This is a genomic window from Pseudolactococcus laudensis, assembly GCF_013449735.1.
Lineage (GTDB): Bacteria > Bacillota > Bacilli > Lactobacillales > Streptococcaceae > Pseudolactococcus > Pseudolactococcus laudensis.
In genome coordinates, this window is sequence record NZ_JACBNY010000026.1 from 1 (window position 1) to 15108 (window position 15108).

The window sequence follows — 15108 nt, forward strand, 5'->3', positions numbered from 1 at the left end:
ATTTGTAACGAAATCAGGTGCTTTAATACCACTATCAGAACCGATAGTATCATTAGTGACAACTGCATTACCTGTGTCTAAAGCGTAGGCTTGACTACCACAAAACAACAGACTTAAAAAGGTTAGCGCAACTAAAATCTTTTTCATTTAAGCCCCGCTTTCCAAGAATTACCAATATCTTTCAGAAAATCTGGTAAGTATCTAATTGTCTTGATGAACGGTTCATAAAGACCAGTCATTTTCAACATCATTAAAAAGAATACAAGGAATATGACAACACCTAATACCATATCCACAAGTGATTTTTTGTTTTTCATTGATATTTTCCTTTCAAGTCTTTATACAGCGACTAATTCTGTTTCGATTGTGTCACACAATGGATTGATTTCAGAAACAATACCGTCAATTGTAATACGTTCAGTACGCCCAAACGGGTCAGTAAAGAGACATTGCCCCATAGACATGCTAGACACCCATTTACGTGTTTCTTCTGATTTCACAATACCATGAGTATCTAAGATTAAATCTGTCTCAGTCGGAGAGTTAAAACTAAACAATGTACCAAAACCAGTATCATCTAATTCTGAATTAGAATCTTTGTGAGATTGAGAAACGAATACCAAGAAATTATTAAACGACCGACCAGTTCGTCTGATTTTCATAATAATTTCTCTACCTACATCAGTAATATTAAAGAACCATGCTTCATCAATGAAAGTAATTGATTCTTTCTTGCTTTCAGAACCAAATTTGTAACAGAATTGTCCTAAAGCATAAAGAGCGACTAGAGATTGTCTTTGATTTTCAGTAATACTTGTTTCACTTGTTGGTAATTCAAGACCAGTTACTTCAATAATTGAAATACGTTTTGACATACTGATTGCTTCATTTTGACCGTCAGAGAAACAAAGAGATAGAGTAGAATTGCTCATTTTTTCAAGTAGTAACTCAGCAGTAATTCTCACTCTGTCAGTATCACTCTTAGTGAGGGCTTCCATGATATTTTTAGTACCGACTTTTTCGCCATTTTCACGCAAGACTAGATATTTTTCAATCATTTGTAACAATTCTTTTTCAAATTGTTCATTTTGTTTCAAGTCGTAAAACTCGCCAATCATAGAAATAATCAAGTTTTTAGCTTCTTGTCCTGTCAAGAAAACTAGCGGGTCAAGGACACCATGATTTTCAGAATTTCTAGCGTCAACTGTCACAAAATTAATCTGTTTGATATAGTCACAAATTTCAGGATAGATACCTTGACTTTCATACTCATGTAAAACTTTCATGAATTGTTTTCTAACTTCTGCTTTGGGGTCAAAGTAAAGCAATTTTGTTTTCAAAATACTATTCATAACGAACGTTTGCTTAACAAAGAAAGATTTTCCCATGCCCATTTGACCTGTTACTTTTACAAGACCGTCAAAGCTGATTTTACCCTCTACATCTAACTTGTTAGCTTGTAACAAATTATAATAGACAAGATTTCTTGAATTTTGGAGTGCTTCTTTATAACCACCAGACCAACGGTCATATCTTGAATCCACTCTACCCATATACAAGCCAACATCAGAACCTACTTTTTGACCAGTAAAAAACAGACTTTCCGCAAAGCCTGCCATTGTGGTTGTTTGTAAGTATCTGCGTTCATTCTCAAATAAAGGCTCAGTCAATCTATGTTTATAAAAGAGATAAATTTGGTCATCTTTAGCACGTGCTAACTCAATGTTAACTTTTTTGAAATTCCGCATGACGATTTTTATTTTTTCTTGTAAGCGGTCATAATCATCATCATAGACAAACATTGATTGAAGATAAGAGATAATTGTTTCGCCACGATTTGATTTTTTTACTAAATCTTCTGAAAGGGCTTCTGCTTGTCCGATTTCATCACGAACAATACCATTTCTCATAGCAATATCTTCATTTGTCTTTTTATGTTTTTGTTTAGCACGATTAGCACGTTGTTGCATTGAATTAAAGCCATTCTTCTTAGCAAAGATAGCCTTTGTTTGTACCTCTGTATCAAAACCTAGTAATCGCCGTCTTTCGATAAAGTGATTATAAGATAAGTTTGACGGTGGTATGGCAATCGGCAATATAGCTAAGTAAGTTGTTTGCGCACCGTCACTTAAAGTTAAAATACCATAATTTTCAAAACTAACACCAGCACTGCCAAAATTATCAATATTATTTTCCACTTGAATTACTTCAAGTTCTTTATCTACTGACATACCACGTAAATAGTGATTATTATTGACGAAAATTGTCTGGTCTTGTGTTGGCATATAGCCGTTGAGTGGTAACAGTGTTTGATAAATTTCATAATTGAGTTCTTCAAATCGTTCATACCAATCTTCATCAAAAGTGATATCAGAACCAAGTGTCGCAACTACTCTATTTGAAAAATCAGTAATAGCTGTTTTAAGACCGTCTTTAAAATCAAGTGACACATGATTATTTCTAAGCGGTATGGTTAAAAAGAATCTATCCTCAGAAACTTCTCCAATTTGCTTTTTAAGTTCTTCTGCTTGTCTTTTCATAAGATATAAGCCAAATGGTCTAGTATCTTCTGCTAAATCCTGTTCCAAAAACTTATAATTATGTGTTGCTTCTGTAGAAAATGGAATCGTTGAGACTTCAAAGCCACCAAAAATTTCTAAATCAGATAAGGTATCAGCTACCAAGTCCTTAAATTCATTTTTTAGTGTAATATCTACTGTATTAACAATCGTTTCAGGAATTTCATACATTGCATAGACATCAAGATTTGACCGTAACATCAAATTACCGTGAAAAGCAACAATCCCATTTCTTTTATTCAAATTTCTAACTCCTTATTTTCTTTATAAGATTACCTTGTGACAGGTAATGTGTGTTTTTTCTTCTACCGTAAATCAACCAATACATGATTTTATCAAACAAATATCTATGAAAGAATTTACCGTCAATCTTTAAATCAGCCACAGGGTCAGCAAAGTTCCAAGCAATTAAAGCCGAAAATATAAATGCCCAATACACTGAAAAGAAAAATAATACTTTCCAAAAGAAAAGCATTGACAAAGTAAACTCTAAAATCAAATAAAAAGCCCATGATAATTTCTTTTCGCCAACCAAAGGTATTGGTGGTAAATATGAAGGTGCTTCTAATGATAATTGGTATGAAAATGTATCCCTATCAGGGTATCTCTCTTTATCTTCCATATTACAAAGAACCAGAAATACCGTCAATTACTTTACCAACTCCAGAAATCACAGAACTAATCACTACTTTCCATGCTTCAAATGTTGTTGGACTTAGAATACTAGATACCGTAAGTCCTATTAAGCCAGTCATTAATGCGTTTGTCTTATCGCCTTTCGCAAAAGCTTTCAAAGCACCGATACCAGCACCGATTAGAATAAGTAATGCGACAGCGTTTAAAATATTTGTCATTTTATTTTTCCTTTTCTTCTTTAAAATAATCTTGTGAGACACCGTGATTTAATGTTTTGACAAACCAAGTATCCCCATTTTTCTTAATTGACAACTCAAAATTTTCTTTATGAATTGAATTGAGACTGTCTTTGAAAGAGACTGTCACAACAGCAGTTGTTGTACCAGAAGCACCTTTAGCATAATAAGTGTAAAGTAACTTATCAAACTTATAGCCTTTAATACCGACAATATCAGCACTCATAGTGGCAAGTGTTTTATCATCAGTTGTATAAGCCGTGAAAAAGGCTTCTAAGAACGTGCCAAACTCTTTAACTTCACTTTCTGTATAGTCTTGTGTTTGTTTTGTCAGACCTTGTTTTTTAACATTATTACCTTGTAACTCGCTTAGGGCAGTCACGAAAGGTGTATCTGACACATAAAATCTGTCAGCTTTACTAGCAAACGGAATGTTAAATTCTACAGACCTATCAAGAAATTTACTGTTTTTATCTTCTGAATTTTCTTTTACTTGGTAATTGACAACATATGTCGCTAAATTATTTTCAATTTTAAGCAAAGTACTTGATACTAATTTCATATCACTTTTATTTTCAGGTAGATAAGTCATATTGACATTATCGCCAAAATACTCAGTTAATTTTTTTGAATAATCGCCAGTATTTTGTGACGAGTAGTTAAAATAACTATTAATAAAGCTAGTCATATAAACATTGACTTTATTGTCTGTTTCACTCAATATACGCTTATCAGATACAACTGAGACAGTTGGTTTAGATAAGGCTTTTGACCGTGACATAATGGATAAAGTTGTTGCGCCAACTGACGAGCTTAATAATAAGCCAATTGTGCCATAGACAAGGACTTTACTTTTGAAAGTACCAGAACCTTTAAGTGTGAATTTTTTCTTGGGCTTATTGATGAAAGTAACAGTTTTCTTGTTTTTCTTATCATCTTTAGGCGCAAACAATTCATCTTTCTTAGTTCTGAGTTTTTTCAGTAAACCTTTGTCTTTTTTCTCAGGCACTTTTTCAGGCTCGTTTTGTTTTTCATCATACCGTGCAATGAGTTGTTTAGCTTCTGATAAAGTAAATAAATCATCAGGTTTGACCTCGCCAAACTCTAACTCTTTAGCAACTATAATTAAATCACTTACTCTGATTTTCATTTCATGCGCAATATCGCTTAATTCATAGTAGAGTTCTTCTTGTTCACTCAAATTTTTCACTCCTTACCATATTATTTATTTTTTTTTGAAATAATAAAATTTCAGGTATAGCATTTCTAGCTTCTAAAATCATAATCGCTTTCTTGACATATTCATCAATATTATCATGACCTATTTCTAATTGAATTTCTAACTCAGTACCTAATAATTGAGTAGCAGTCGCATTGAAGTAGCTGGCCATTTTGTCTAAGTTTCTATATATCGCTCATATAAGAACGCAAACTTCGACATTTGCGCCCTTTAAATTAAAAAAGACCTAAGTCTTTTACATACATATCAATTTGTGACTGGTAATCTGTTTCAGAATAAGTCTCAAAGTTACCGTAACCATTGAAACCGATATAATCATCATTCCAGCCTTTGATATTACCAAAATAAACTGCACGTGCGACATCATAAATTGACATACCAGTTTCTTCAAAAAATTCTTCTGTAAATTCGTAAATCTCTAAGTCAATTTCATAATATCCAGTTGACTCAATTTCACGTAATTTATCAATTAAAGATGAAACATCATATTCTCCACGCCATAGACCAGAAACATTCTCTATATCAAATACACCAAGTTCTAACTCAGGCTGTCCGTTAGGATTGTATTTATCTAAATACTCAGCTTCAATTTTTTCATAACTAGAATAAATAAGCTCCTCAACAGTAAACCACCGACCTTTTGAAAAATTGTCAGGATAACTACCGATGAAGAATTTATCATCTTCAATCATTTCATAAACATTAATTTGCATTTTGTCCTCTTTCTATTGATTAAAATAATACCACCCACATTCAGATTAACTCGCTACATCATTTGCCTTACGTGCAAAAGCATAGGTACGTTGACTGAATTTTTTGTGTTGTTCATTAAGAGAATAATAGGACTTGATAACACCCTCCAAAGCGCTGTATTCAGCCCCATTTAAATTCTCAGCTTGTTCTTTCAAAATACTATTTAGCTGTCCTGCAATCGTCCACGCTTCATCAAAATTGTGTTTTTCTACCAGCTCCCCTAAAGTACTAATCAACTGTTTAGTTTTTTTAGGGTCAATTTTTGGATATTCTTGTGTTGCGTTTGCCATAGGTTATACCTCTTTCATTTTTTTAAAAGTTAGTTTTTTTAAAAAAGTTCAATACCCGCCCAATCATTATTTTAATCACTTACTCCCGATAGAGTAATTTGTCATATTCAATGTTTAACCTTTTGAGTTCTTGCAGTTTTTGCGCATTAGTCCAACCATAATAGAGATGTCTGTAATCAAATTTTCTTCTGTCATGTCGCAAATAATTATAATCACACAAAATATCAATTTTGATACGCATGATTTGACACGCTTCACTATTGATATTTTTCATCATGATTTTTCTTTTGGCTTCATAAGTGCCACGAAATTTTTGAGTGCTGCTTTTTAAAGCAGCTTCAATCAATCGTCTTTCACGTGCTTCATTGATTTTTTCAATTTCAGAAAATGTTAAATCAGTCATATTCAAGTTCTATCATTTCATGGAAGTTGTCATAAAATGCCCTTTCCTTTTTCTGTTTAACAATAGAATCTACTAAATTCTGATTTTTTTCGTCAAGTTCTTTTTCGTTAAACAGCTCCATTGTCTTTTGAGAACCAGTTAATCTATCAATCTCCATATTTCTTTTCAAAGAAGCAAAAACAGATGAATCAAGCCATTTTAATGTTCGGTCATAACTGACTTCCCTAGGTTTATTGACAAAGCCATAACTTTTATCGGAACCAAAAACATCTAACCATTCAATATCCCAATTACCTGTATCGTCCTTAATATCCAAGTAATGAGAGATAATTTGACCCGCTAAATTTTGTAGTGGAATATCGTTATACCAGAAATCAAAAATGACTTGTGTCGCTTTGTCGCCGAATAACCTAATCTCATAGCGGTTTTTATAACCGTACAGCTCATGAATTTCATCAACAAATAGATTTCGAGCCATAGATTGTTCTTTATCTTTTTCATAGAAATTGATATAGATTGATTTACTTTTACGTGAACCAAAATATAAAGATAAGCCAGTAGAGATAAACTCGCCGTCTCGATATAAGAAACTTTCATTTGAAGAAAACTGCCTGAAAGGTGTTTGAATTTGACTTGCCAACATTTTGTCATAAAGTTTACGTAAGTCATAGTTACCTTTTTTGGAATACATTTCATCAGTCGCTAAATCAAGACGAGTGAATTTTAAGTAATCATCTAAATCTTCAAAATCAGTTACCTGTTTTTGCTTCATAGAAAAATGGAAACAATCTTGAAAAAACTGTTTCCATGTTCTATTTTGGTCTTTGAGTTCCTGTTCAAACTCACGACAACCACCACCATTAAACTCAACAAGTGTACCCATATCAATATTTTCACTATGTCGTAAAATACGTATACTACCGTAAGACATGCTCATGTTATAGTTGTGCATACTTGATACATCAATATTGAATAAGTTACTATCCATGAGGAGTAAATCTTCAATCACTTCAAACCATTTTAAAGTTTTAAGTCTAATTCTCAGATAGTCAACACTTGTTTCTAGCTCATATTTTGAGTTGTAACTCAGATAGTCAAGTAGAACTTTCTTCTTTTCAGGACTTAATGATTTTTTACCAGATAAAATACTACCTATGAATTGACGAGAAACACCAACGATTTTACCAACGTCTTTTTGAGACAAAAGATAGTTTTTCATGATACCTTTTAAATCAAAATTTTCGTCTATCGTCATGTTTCCAATATTCCTCTTCTGTAATTTCTTTTATCTGATAGTGTGCTAAAGAAAAATTATGACCACAATAATGAGTGCTAATATCACTCTCACCTTCCATTAAGCTATTGGCGCTAATCACGTATGCTTCATCAAAAATACTCATCTCGCCTTTTACAACAACCGCATAATATTTCATATCTTAGTCTCTTTTCTGTATGTTTAAGCAACCTATACTGAATGTCCTAAACCTTGATATAATTGAGTTTAGTTAGTTGGTTGCGATGTTACACCCCGTATTACAATCCGGGGTGTAAGCTGTTTTGCCTGCGCCCTTGCGGACGCAGGCAAAGGTCTTGTAACTGCGCAACAAGACCGTAAAAACCGCACTCAATACGCTTCCGCCTTACGGCTCCGCTTTTCGCCACGTCTTTTACGGTCTCGTTCCACAGACAAGTCCACCGCTCTAAGGTTCTTGTTTTTGATTCTTTCCTCATAATATAGCTTCACTAATAGCTACTTGGTAAGTTTTACCACTCGACTTATAGCTAATTGCCTTTTCAAACATAATTAAATCAGACATACTAAATGTTTTATCAAATTCTTGACCAGCTGTTTCAAACTCAGATTTGTACTTTTTGAAAACTCGGTAATCAAGTTTTAATTCATCAGATAGTTCTTTAGCTGTATAAGTTTCAATAACAACATTACGCTTATCAAATTCTAAATCAAGCCTTTCTAAAGTTTCAAACTCATCATAAAATGAAAATTCTTTAGCTTCAGGCAATTCAGGAGAGAAAAACTCCCTAGCAGGACTACCAAATACACCATAATAACCACGACCATAAACACGTTCGCCATTAATTTGTTCAATATACTTGAAGTATTTATTTTTGTTTTCTTCCCCAAAAATAACCTCATATGAGAATTGAGACAAACGACCAACTGAAATACGTGTCATGATATTATCTTTAAAGGTGGACGGTAAATCATCAGCTTTTACATTCTGAGTTGCGATAACACCAAAGAAACCCGCTTGCCGACCTTTCAAAATTATCTGTTTTAAAGCACCCATTGCTCGCTCTGCTTCTAACATCAGTTCTCTATCTTCTGACATCATAGCACGTAAAGAGGGGAACTCATCAATGATCAAAAAAGCAGGTTTTAATTCATATTCTTGAAAATTGCCTAGCTCTTTTTGATTTTTTTCTTTTTGAAGTTGGCGCATTGTCGCATAACGCATTTCCATGTTTTCTTTGAACTCTATGATTTTATCAATCATATCAGCTACTTCAAAAACTACTCTATCTTGTAGGACTGGTAATTCAGCTAAAGAAACAAAATCAGCTTGTTTAGGGTCTAGTATCTCGACAACACCCTCTCTAAGCAGTCCATTTAAAATAGAGCGTAAGAGAACCGTTTTACCACCACCAGTACCACCAGCAATTAACAGATGAGGGTTATGCACAAAGTCCCAAAAGACATCTTCCATAAGGATAAGTCCTTTATCAACCACTCGTACATCTTTAGCTGAGATACGACCTAGGATAGTGTCCGCAGAATAGACATAGCTGATATAGCCTTTTTCATCTATTCTACCCATCATATCCGCAGAGTACATCACTTCTAAAGCACCGCCAATATTTAAAAACTTATCCTGAAATTGTCGGCCCTCTAACTGAAAAGTTACCACAATAGTGTACTTATTTTGTTTTAGATAGACATTAGGTAGTTTAATTTTATCTGGTTGATCTTTACGCTTTATAGGGTAGTAAATTTTATTTTCTAGCAAATGACGATATAATAATCTTCTGTTGGATAGCTTTTTAAAAAACCAAAATTTGATATGAAGCAACCGATACAAAATAAAAATACCGATAGAACTTACCAGAACTACAAAAAGAAAGTAAACAAGTAAGAAATATAAATTTGAACTCAGTTGTGAAAATAAAAGATAAGTCAAAAGACCAAATAAAAGTAAAAAAGGCAAAAGTAAAATAGTAACTGTCATTCTTGATACTACTTTTTCTTTTTTGCCTATTTTTATACCTCTAAAGTAGAAAATCTGTTTTAACAACTTCATTTAACACCACTCCCTAAAAATCAAAGATTATTTCTTTTGACTTTCTTCTTTTGGTTTGGGTGGTTGTGGTGCAGGAGCAGTTGAGTGATCACTTACTTTTTCCAAGCCTTCAGCAGAGACCGTGAAATAATAATCAGGCACTACTTCTTGACGTGTTCGACCATTTGCGGTAGTCACTTCAACACGTTTTGTGCCCGTTTGTAATCGAGCAACAACTTTACCAGTCAAACGGACGCGATCATTCATTTTGAATTTAGTGTCATCAAAGTCTAATGGGACACGAATGTCCATATTGTCTTTTTGGACTTCTGAATAAACTTGCACATAGAGTTGCTCAATTTTATGTGTATTTTCAACTTTTTGTAAGTTTTTATCAGGTTGCTCTTTATCCAGTTCAGCTTGATTGTCATAAATTGCACCAGTTTCAGTATCTTCATAATTGAACCGTTCCGAAGCAATCGTATCAAGATAAGTTAACCCGCCATAAGTTGCTTCAACATCAACAGAATATTCCTTATTGAAAGTATCAAGACCATATTTTTTCTTTGCTTTTGCCATTATTTCATCTCCTCTACACTATCCGCAAAAATCACAGCGGAATCTTTCAAACCAGCAATACCCTCATCAAACATAAAGCCACCTAGTTTGGGTTTGACTACTTTAACTTGCACACGACCGTCAGGTACAAAACCTTTATTAGCGGGTACAACAACACGGAAATTAGGCTCATCTAAACCACTAGCACTATAGACAAACAAGTCAGGTTGTGTCATAGTTTTTTTGAGTTTAGTCGGGTTAGGATTGACCCAAATTTTCTTATCCTCGATAATTTCTTCCAGTTTTACTGAAAGTGTTTTTAATGCAGACATATGTTATCTCCTAAAAATAATCATTGTAATCAAAAATAAAAGAACTGGAAGCACAGCCATTTTGATTATAGTGACTTCACAACATAAACACAGTTTAAAGACTTGTTCGGGTCAAGTTTAGTCCTCCTTATTAAAAAGGACCGAACAAATCAGTACAAATAAAATGACTTATCCAATCAATTTGTTCTTCCTCTAAAGTAGCTTGTGACTTTAATTCACAATTATTATCCACCTCTCTAAGAAAAAATGGTCGTAAGGTATCTGTCAATTCCGCAACACTCATTTTTTCAATCTTTTTTTTATAGGCGCTATCACTCTTATTTCGCATAACCATTAACCATTTTCTATACCACTATTCCTTATATTTTTTATTTTATGTAGCTTTCAGGGATTGAACCTGTTACACGTTGAACCAAAAACACGCTAGATATTTTAAACATATAATCTTACCATTAAGAAAAGCTACTAAAAAAACAAGATACTCAATACCTTGTTTTCAATCTCATTTAATTCAATTATCATACAGTAGATAAGACCCTGTCCTAGTCTCGACTGATATATTCAGTCATTAATCTCGTTTATATATGGCTAAACAGTTTATGACATGTTCAGGTCAAAATCGAAAAAATAATCTTTTGTAGTCGGATAACTAAAAAAGTTTGACATTTTCTATACCTCCATAAGTTAATACAGTTTTAAGACTTGCTCAGGTCAATAATTTGACTTTATTCGAAAACCTCAATTACCATAACTACATATTCTTCAGGCAACTTATCCGCTTGAAAGTAATTCTTAAGAACATTAGATACATCTTTTAAAAAAAATACTACATGTAAATTAGCAACATAGTTTTTACTATTTACTATGTCTAAATCAGGATTAATTTGTTCGGCACTGTATATCGCTAAAACTTTAGCTTTTAAGCAATCAGCTTCATTCTTATATACATTCGACCAACCACTGCAATTACCTTTATAAAATCGTTTATAAGAAACACCGTCACAGTAATTACAGCAACTTCCTGATGCAAATAGATGTAGCGTATCGCCAACTTCAAAATTTCGGTTATTTTTTCTAATTTTAAAATTCTTCTTCCCCAATTTCACATCATCAAAAAATTCTGTATCTAGCTTTAACTCATGTATTTTCAAAATAATTCTCCTATATTTTGGTAAAGAAAAAGACTAGATTTCTCTAGTCATTTCTTTTAATTCAGCAAAAAATCTGTATCTGATAAAAAGGCAACAAATCTTTCAAAATCATTTTCAGTTAATCGTCCCAAAACATGAATTTTGAAATTTTCATCATTTAACTGATATGCTTTAAAAGTGTCAATCCAAGATTGTCGATTAAGTCCTGCTTCAATATAATCAATTATCTCAAAATATTTACTTTTTATATAATCTGATTTTGTATCATATTTCGTTGTAATTCTTAAAAATTTAATGGTCTTTCCATTGACGCTCAAAATAAATACTGGTCGCCATTTATAGTCTTCCGAATTTTCAAATGGAACTTTTGCAATGAGAATATCAAACTCTTCCATTTAAAGCTCCCAACCATCAAGTAATTTTGCTTTTTCCGTATCAGTCATATCAGAAATATTTTCTACTGGAATCTTACTAATTAAAGCAGATAACTTATTTTTACTTTCCATAGAATAATCAACCCTTTCTGAAATAACCTCTGGTATAAACGGCATTTTCTTTTCGTCAACTACACGCTTAAAAAACATTGTAATAGCAACTGTCGGGTTTAAGCCCATTTCTGAAAAATATTGCTCTGCTTTTTGTTGTAAATCTTCATCAATTCTGTAAGTTTTTTGTATAGTTGTCATAATAAGCAATCCTCCACAACTATATTATACATCACAAATAACTTTTATGCAATCTTTTGAGCTTAAATGAGTTTATTTGAAATAAAATAAACTAAAATATTATCTGCTCTAAACTGCTTACAAGGAAAGTTGGGGAAATACTTATAAGCAGTTTACAACAGACAAACATTGTCTATTGTCATTTTCACAGGAAACAAACGTATCTAAGTTGATACTCATTGACAATTATTTTCTTTATTACTAAAGAAACAAACATACCGAAGTTGGCACTCATTGATAATTGTTTTCCTGACTTAATAGAAACAAGCACATTCATGTTGTATGATGTTCAGCAAATGCTTTCTATCGGAAAATTAAAAAATATCACAGAATGTGATATAATATAGAATGTAACTATTTTCAAACTTAATACTCCTTGTTGTATCTTCATTGTTTACAACCTATGAAAAACATTCACTATACAACAGGAGAAAATTTATGCTTAAAATAGTTATCAAAATTGTTATTCTGATTCTTGTAATTTTATTGTCTTTATTGACAACAATTACAGTTTCATAATAGCGAGCACATTACTACTTTTAGTAATAGTGTGCTTTTTGCTTCAATCTCTAGTCTTTCATTTTCAAGACATAGAGAAATCAAACCTACCACCGTTTGTACTTGTATAAAACAAGGTTGAAATATTTTCATAAGTCAACTAACATCTTACCCATACGAAAAACTTTTAGTCATCTTTCGAGCGCCATGCGTTCCTTTGTTAGACAGATTTACTACATAGACCGAGATTTGATTGTGGCTCACTTTTTCAAGGTTATGGCGCACTAAGTCTATGCAGTGGTTTGTAAGTCACTACTTCTTACTTGGGCTTGTACAGTTCCACTGCCATTATTATTTTGACAATAGCTATACAATCAGTTATAATAAAAGTACGACCAATTATTACAACTGAATTGTAAGTCATTATCTTAATGATTATGATTTATTTTTCAAAGTACAATTATTCAAAATTTATTTTTTTGTATGACTTGATTTTTGTTTGATTTCTTTTAGAAAAATTAATCAAGACTTACAAGATAATTTTTGAATAGTGTTCTTGAAACAAAAGGCTATTTATATTATAATAAGTAGCCTTTTGTTTCAAGAACAGATATCCTAACTAGGATAAATATATAATATCACAACTAGGATATTCGTGTCAAGTACATTTTATAAATATTTTAAATTATTTTTTGGGAGGAAAAAAATGTTCCAAGAACGTCTAAAATCAATGCGTTTAGAAGCCAAACTTACTCAAAAAGAACTAGCTGAAAAACTTAAGATAGGACAAAATACTTATTCTTACTGGGAGAAAGGAATAAGAAAACCTGTAGGAGAAAATCTAAACAAATTAGCAAATTTTTTCAATGTTTCAACTGATTACCTTTTAGGTAACTCCAACATAAAAGACCAAAAACAATTTGACGAAGACTTAGAAAAGTCCCTTGACACATTTAAATCATTTGACGGAAAACCAATGTATGATGAAGACCGTGAAAAAATACGTGAATTTTTACGTAAAAGAATGGAAGATAGACTCAAAGATAACTAATATATGCTATCTAAAATTAAACGACTAATAAAAGAACTTGGAATAGAAATTCAATACATGGAATTTAGTGGTAATGGATATTTTGGTATTGAAGAAAATAAACCTATAATCTTCATAAATGAGCAGTTAAACGATATAGATACATCACTCACAATATTACATGAGACGGCACACTTTCTAAATGGAGATTGTAACAAGTACATCACTAATCATTTTCAAAACGATAACTTGGAATATGAAGCTAACAAATATATGATACAAGAAGTCATGAAAATGTTAGATGAACAATACGACTTCACAACAGACACAAATTACCAACAAATCATAGATAATTTAAATCTTCCCTATCATTTAGACGGTATTATAATTGATGAATTTAATAACATTATTTCTGATAAATTTGGTTTAACTCCTTACCATGAGTCAGATTATTTCTATGAGTAACATCTTTTGAATACAAAATAAAGTCCACCAGTTTTTCCTTGCTGATAGACTTTATTTTTTATTCAACTAATGATTTTTGGTTGCTTGGTTAGTTTTTTGGTTAGTTTTGAAATTTCAATTAAATTTCATAGCTACAAACCCACTGTTATAAGTATTCATAATAATAAAATTTCCATACACCTATTTTGGCATTGAATATAATCAGCCAATGATTTTCATAAATAGCAATTTAAATGAATTAGAGATATCACTTACACTACTTCATGAAACAGCACACTTCCTTAACAGCGACTGCGATAAATATATCGCAAATCATTTTCAAAACGACATCATAGAATTTCAAGCCAATCAATACATGATTAGTGAAGTCATGAAAATGCTAGATCAAAAATATGATTTCACTCCAGATACAAATTATCAACAAATAATTGATAGCTTGAACCTGCCATATCATCTTGATGGTGTTATCATTGATGAATTTAATGATATTATATCTGATAAATTTGATGTGATCCCTTCTTGTGAATCAGATTATTTTTATGAATAGTGTTTTTAAATACAAAATAAAGTCTAACTTTTGGGGTACACAACATTATGATGTTATCCTTAAATCTTAGAGTCACTATTGTATAATTTAGACAAAGGACAAAAACATGAAAAAACGCTACTCAAAAGAATTTAAAGAAACCCTTATCGCCTTCTATCATTCTGGTCAATCCGTCACCCAGCTGTCTAAAGAATACGACGTGGCCCCTGCAACAATTTATAAATGGATAGACCTCTACTCTAAATCTAATGAAAGCTCCGTCTCTAAAGCTGATTTTCTAGAATTAAAAAGACAACTGGCTAAAGTTAAGGAAGAACGAGACATCTTAAAAAAAGTATTGACCATATTCGCCGAGAAAAAGAAGTGAGT

21 protein-coding genes and 1 pseudogene are annotated in these 15108 nt (G+C 32.1%); 4 read left to right on the forward strand and 18 right to left on the reverse strand.

The annotated features are described in order from the left end of the window. Positions 1–143: 143 nt before the first annotated feature. The 18 genes from HZR21_RS10085 to HZR21_RS10170 all read right to left on the reverse strand — a co-directional run bounded on the left by HZR21_RS10085 (position 144) and on the right by HZR21_RS10170 (position 12160). Positions 144–317, reverse strand: a complete 174-nt coding sequence (locus tag HZR21_RS10085) for a hypothetical protein (RefSeq protein WP_156470241.1) — start codon at positions 315–317, stop codon at positions 144–146. A 21-nt stretch (positions 318–338) separates the two neighbouring features. After that, complete coding sequence (locus tag HZR21_RS10090) at positions 339–2822, reverse strand: ATP-binding protein (protein WP_180747533.1); 2484 nt, start codon at positions 2820–2822, stop codon at positions 339–341. Between the two features lie 4 nt (positions 2823–2826). Beyond that, positions 2827–3201 (reverse strand): hypothetical protein, encoded by a 375-nt coding sequence (locus tag HZR21_RS10095; RefSeq protein ID WP_031367045.1) that lies wholly within the window; start codon positions 3199–3201, stop codon positions 2827–2829. Between the two features lies 1 nt (position 3202). After that, the gene (locus HZR21_RS10100) at positions 3203–3433 is read right to left on the reverse strand and encodes a hypothetical protein (RefSeq protein WP_180747534.1); all 231 of its coding nucleotides are present in this window, start codon (positions 3431–3433) and stop codon (positions 3203–3205) included. A gap of 1 nt (position 3434) precedes the next feature. Then, positions 3435–4652 carry a conjugal transfer protein gene (locus HZR21_RS10105; protein ID WP_180747535.1) on the reverse strand — a complete coding sequence of 406 codons (1218 nt, stop codon included), beginning with the start codon at positions 4650–4652 and terminating at the stop codon, positions 3435–3437. Continuing rightward, complete coding sequence (locus tag HZR21_RS10110; RefSeq protein WP_180747536.1) at positions 4645–4842, reverse strand: hypothetical protein; 198 nt, start codon at positions 4840–4842, stop codon at positions 4645–4647. Before HZR21_RS10110 ends, HZR21_RS10105 begins: the two co-directional genes overlap by 8 nt. A 64-nt stretch (positions 4843–4906) precedes the next feature. After that, entirely contained in the window at positions 4907–5404 is a 498-nt protein-coding gene (locus HZR21_RS10115) for a hypothetical protein (RefSeq protein WP_180747537.1), read from the reverse strand. A gap of 45 nt (positions 5405–5449) precedes the next feature. After that, the gene (locus HZR21_RS10120) at positions 5450–5734 is read right to left on the reverse strand and encodes a hypothetical protein (RefSeq protein ID WP_003139569.1); all 285 of its coding nucleotides are present in this window, start codon (positions 5732–5734) and stop codon (positions 5450–5452) included. Between the two features lie 79 nt (positions 5735–5813). Then, complete coding sequence (locus tag HZR21_RS10125) at positions 5814–6137, reverse strand: hypothetical protein (protein WP_246307848.1); 324 nt, start codon at positions 6135–6137, stop codon at positions 5814–5816. Next, a complete protein-coding gene (locus HZR21_RS10130; RefSeq protein WP_180747539.1) occupies positions 6130–7392 on the reverse strand; it encodes a replication initiation factor domain-containing protein in 1263 nt (420 codons plus the stop codon). Before HZR21_RS10130 ends, HZR21_RS10125 begins: the two co-directional genes overlap by 8 nt. After that, positions 7370–7570: a hypothetical protein gene (locus HZR21_RS10135; RefSeq protein WP_180747540.1), complete on the reverse strand. Its 201-nt coding sequence runs from the start codon at positions 7568–7570 to the stop codon at positions 7370–7372. Before HZR21_RS10135 ends, HZR21_RS10130 begins: the two co-directional genes overlap by 23 nt. A gap of 294 nt (positions 7571–7864) precedes the next feature. Continuing rightward, the gene (locus HZR21_RS10140; protein WP_180747541.1) at positions 7865–9454 is read right to left on the reverse strand and encodes an FtsK/SpoIIIE domain-containing protein; all 1590 of its coding nucleotides are present in this window, start codon (positions 9452–9454) and stop codon (positions 7865–7867) included. Between the two features lie 27 nt (positions 9455–9481). Then, a complete protein-coding gene (locus tag HZR21_RS10145; protein ID WP_167842352.1) occupies positions 9482–10012 on the reverse strand; it encodes a hypothetical protein in 531 nt (176 codons plus the stop codon). Then, positions 10012–10323 carry a hypothetical protein gene (locus tag HZR21_RS10150; protein WP_180747542.1) on the reverse strand — a complete coding sequence of 104 codons (312 nt, stop codon included), beginning with the start codon at positions 10321–10323 and terminating at the stop codon, positions 10012–10014. The genes HZR21_RS10145 and HZR21_RS10150 overlap by 1 nt, the downstream gene beginning before the upstream one ends. Positions 10324–10453: 130 nt before the next feature. Further along, positions 10454–10657, reverse strand: a complete 204-nt coding sequence (locus HZR21_RS10155; protein ID WP_180747543.1) for a hypothetical protein — start codon at positions 10655–10657, stop codon at positions 10454–10456. Between the two features lie 391 nt (positions 10658–11048). After that, complete coding sequence (locus tag HZR21_RS10160) at positions 11049–11474, reverse strand: DUF3850 domain-containing protein (protein ID WP_219605613.1); 426 nt, start codon at positions 11472–11474, stop codon at positions 11049–11051. A 56-nt stretch (positions 11475–11530) separates the two neighbouring features. Beyond that, positions 11531–11869, reverse strand: a complete 339-nt coding sequence (locus tag HZR21_RS10165) for a hypothetical protein (protein WP_180747544.1) — start codon at positions 11867–11869, stop codon at positions 11531–11533. Beyond that, positions 11870–12160: a type II toxin-antitoxin system RelB/DinJ family antitoxin gene (locus HZR21_RS10170; RefSeq protein ID WP_167841518.1), complete on the reverse strand. Its 291-nt coding sequence runs from the start codon at positions 12158–12160 to the stop codon at positions 11870–11872. A 1243-nt stretch (positions 12161–13403) separates the two neighbouring features. Here HZR21_RS10170 and HZR21_RS10175 point away from each other — a divergent pair. From HZR21_RS10175 to HZR21_RS10190, 4 genes and pseudogenes are all read left to right on the forward strand, one after another. After that, a complete protein-coding gene (locus tag HZR21_RS10175; RefSeq protein ID WP_167841519.1) occupies positions 13404–13748 on the forward strand; it encodes a helix-turn-helix domain-containing protein in 345 nt (114 codons plus the stop codon). 3 nt (positions 13749–13751) lie between these two features. Continuing rightward, complete coding sequence (locus tag HZR21_RS10180; RefSeq protein ID WP_180747545.1) at positions 13752–14192, forward strand: ImmA/IrrE family metallo-endopeptidase; 441 nt, start codon at positions 13752–13754, stop codon at positions 14190–14192. 190 nt (positions 14193–14382) lie between these two features. Then, complete coding sequence (locus HZR21_RS10185) at positions 14383–14739, forward strand: ImmA/IrrE family metallo-endopeptidase (protein ID WP_310592579.1); 357 nt, start codon at positions 14383–14385, stop codon at positions 14737–14739. 106 nt (positions 14740–14845) lie between these two features. Beyond that, positions 14846–15108 (forward strand): annotated as a pseudogene (locus HZR21_RS10190) (transposase); the annotation flags it as partial.

Coding starts and splice junctions, on each gene's coding strand:
- HZR21_RS10170 (WP_167841518.1), bottom strand. CDS start 12,160: ATGACAACTATACAAAAAACTTACAGAATTGATGAAGATTTACAACAA.
- HZR21_RS10125 (WP_246307848.1), bottom strand. CDS start 6,137: ATGACTGATTTAACATTTTCTGAAATTGAAAAAATCAATGAAGCACGT.
- HZR21_RS10175 (WP_167841519.1), top strand. CDS start 13,404: ATGTTCCAAGAACGTCTAAAATCAATGCGTTTAGAAGCCAAACTTACT.
- HZR21_RS10120 (WP_003139569.1), bottom strand. CDS start 5,734: ATGGCAAACGCAACACAAGAATATCCAAAAATTGACCCTAAAAAAACT.
- HZR21_RS10145 (WP_167842352.1), bottom strand. CDS start 10,012: ATGGCAAAAGCAAAGAAAAAATATGGTCTTGATACTTTCAATAAGGAA.
- HZR21_RS10150 (WP_180747542.1), bottom strand. CDS start 10,323: ATGTCTGCATTAAAAACACTTTCAGTAAAACTGGAAGAAATTATCGAG.
- HZR21_RS10100 (WP_180747534.1), bottom strand. CDS start 3,433: ATGACAAATATTTTAAACGCTGTCGCATTACTTATTCTAATCGGTGCT.
- HZR21_RS10180 (WP_180747545.1), top strand. CDS start 13,752: ATGCTATCTAAAATTAAACGACTAATAAAAGAACTTGGAATAGAAATT.
- HZR21_RS10115 (WP_180747537.1), bottom strand. CDS start 5,404: ATGCAAATTAATGTTTATGAAATGATTGAAGATGATAAATTCTTCATC.
- HZR21_RS10085 (WP_156470241.1), bottom strand. CDS start 317: ATGAAAAACAAAAAATCACTTGTGGATATGGTATTAGGTGTTGTCATA.
- HZR21_RS10155 (WP_180747543.1), bottom strand. CDS start 10,657: ATGGTTATGCGAAATAAGAGTGATAGCGCCTATAAAAAAAAGATTGAA.
- HZR21_RS10130 (WP_180747539.1), bottom strand. CDS start 7,392: ATGACGATAGACGAAAATTTTGATTTAAAAGGTATCATGAAAAACTAT.
- HZR21_RS10140 (WP_180747541.1), bottom strand. CDS start 9,454: ATGAAGTTGTTAAAACAGATTTTCTACTTTAGAGGTATAAAAATAGGC.
- HZR21_RS10135 (WP_180747540.1), bottom strand. CDS start 7,570: ATGAAATATTATGCGGTTGTTGTAAAAGGCGAGATGAGTATTTTTGAT.
- HZR21_RS10110 (WP_180747536.1), bottom strand. CDS start 4,842: ATGGCCAGCTACTTCAATGCGACTGCTACTCAATTATTAGGTACTGAG.
- HZR21_RS10165 (WP_180747544.1), bottom strand. CDS start 11,869: ATGGAAGAGTTTGATATTCTCATTGCAAAAGTTCCATTTGAAAATTCG.
- HZR21_RS10095 (WP_031367045.1), bottom strand. CDS start 3,201: ATGGAAGATAAAGAGAGATACCCTGATAGGGATACATTTTCATACCAA.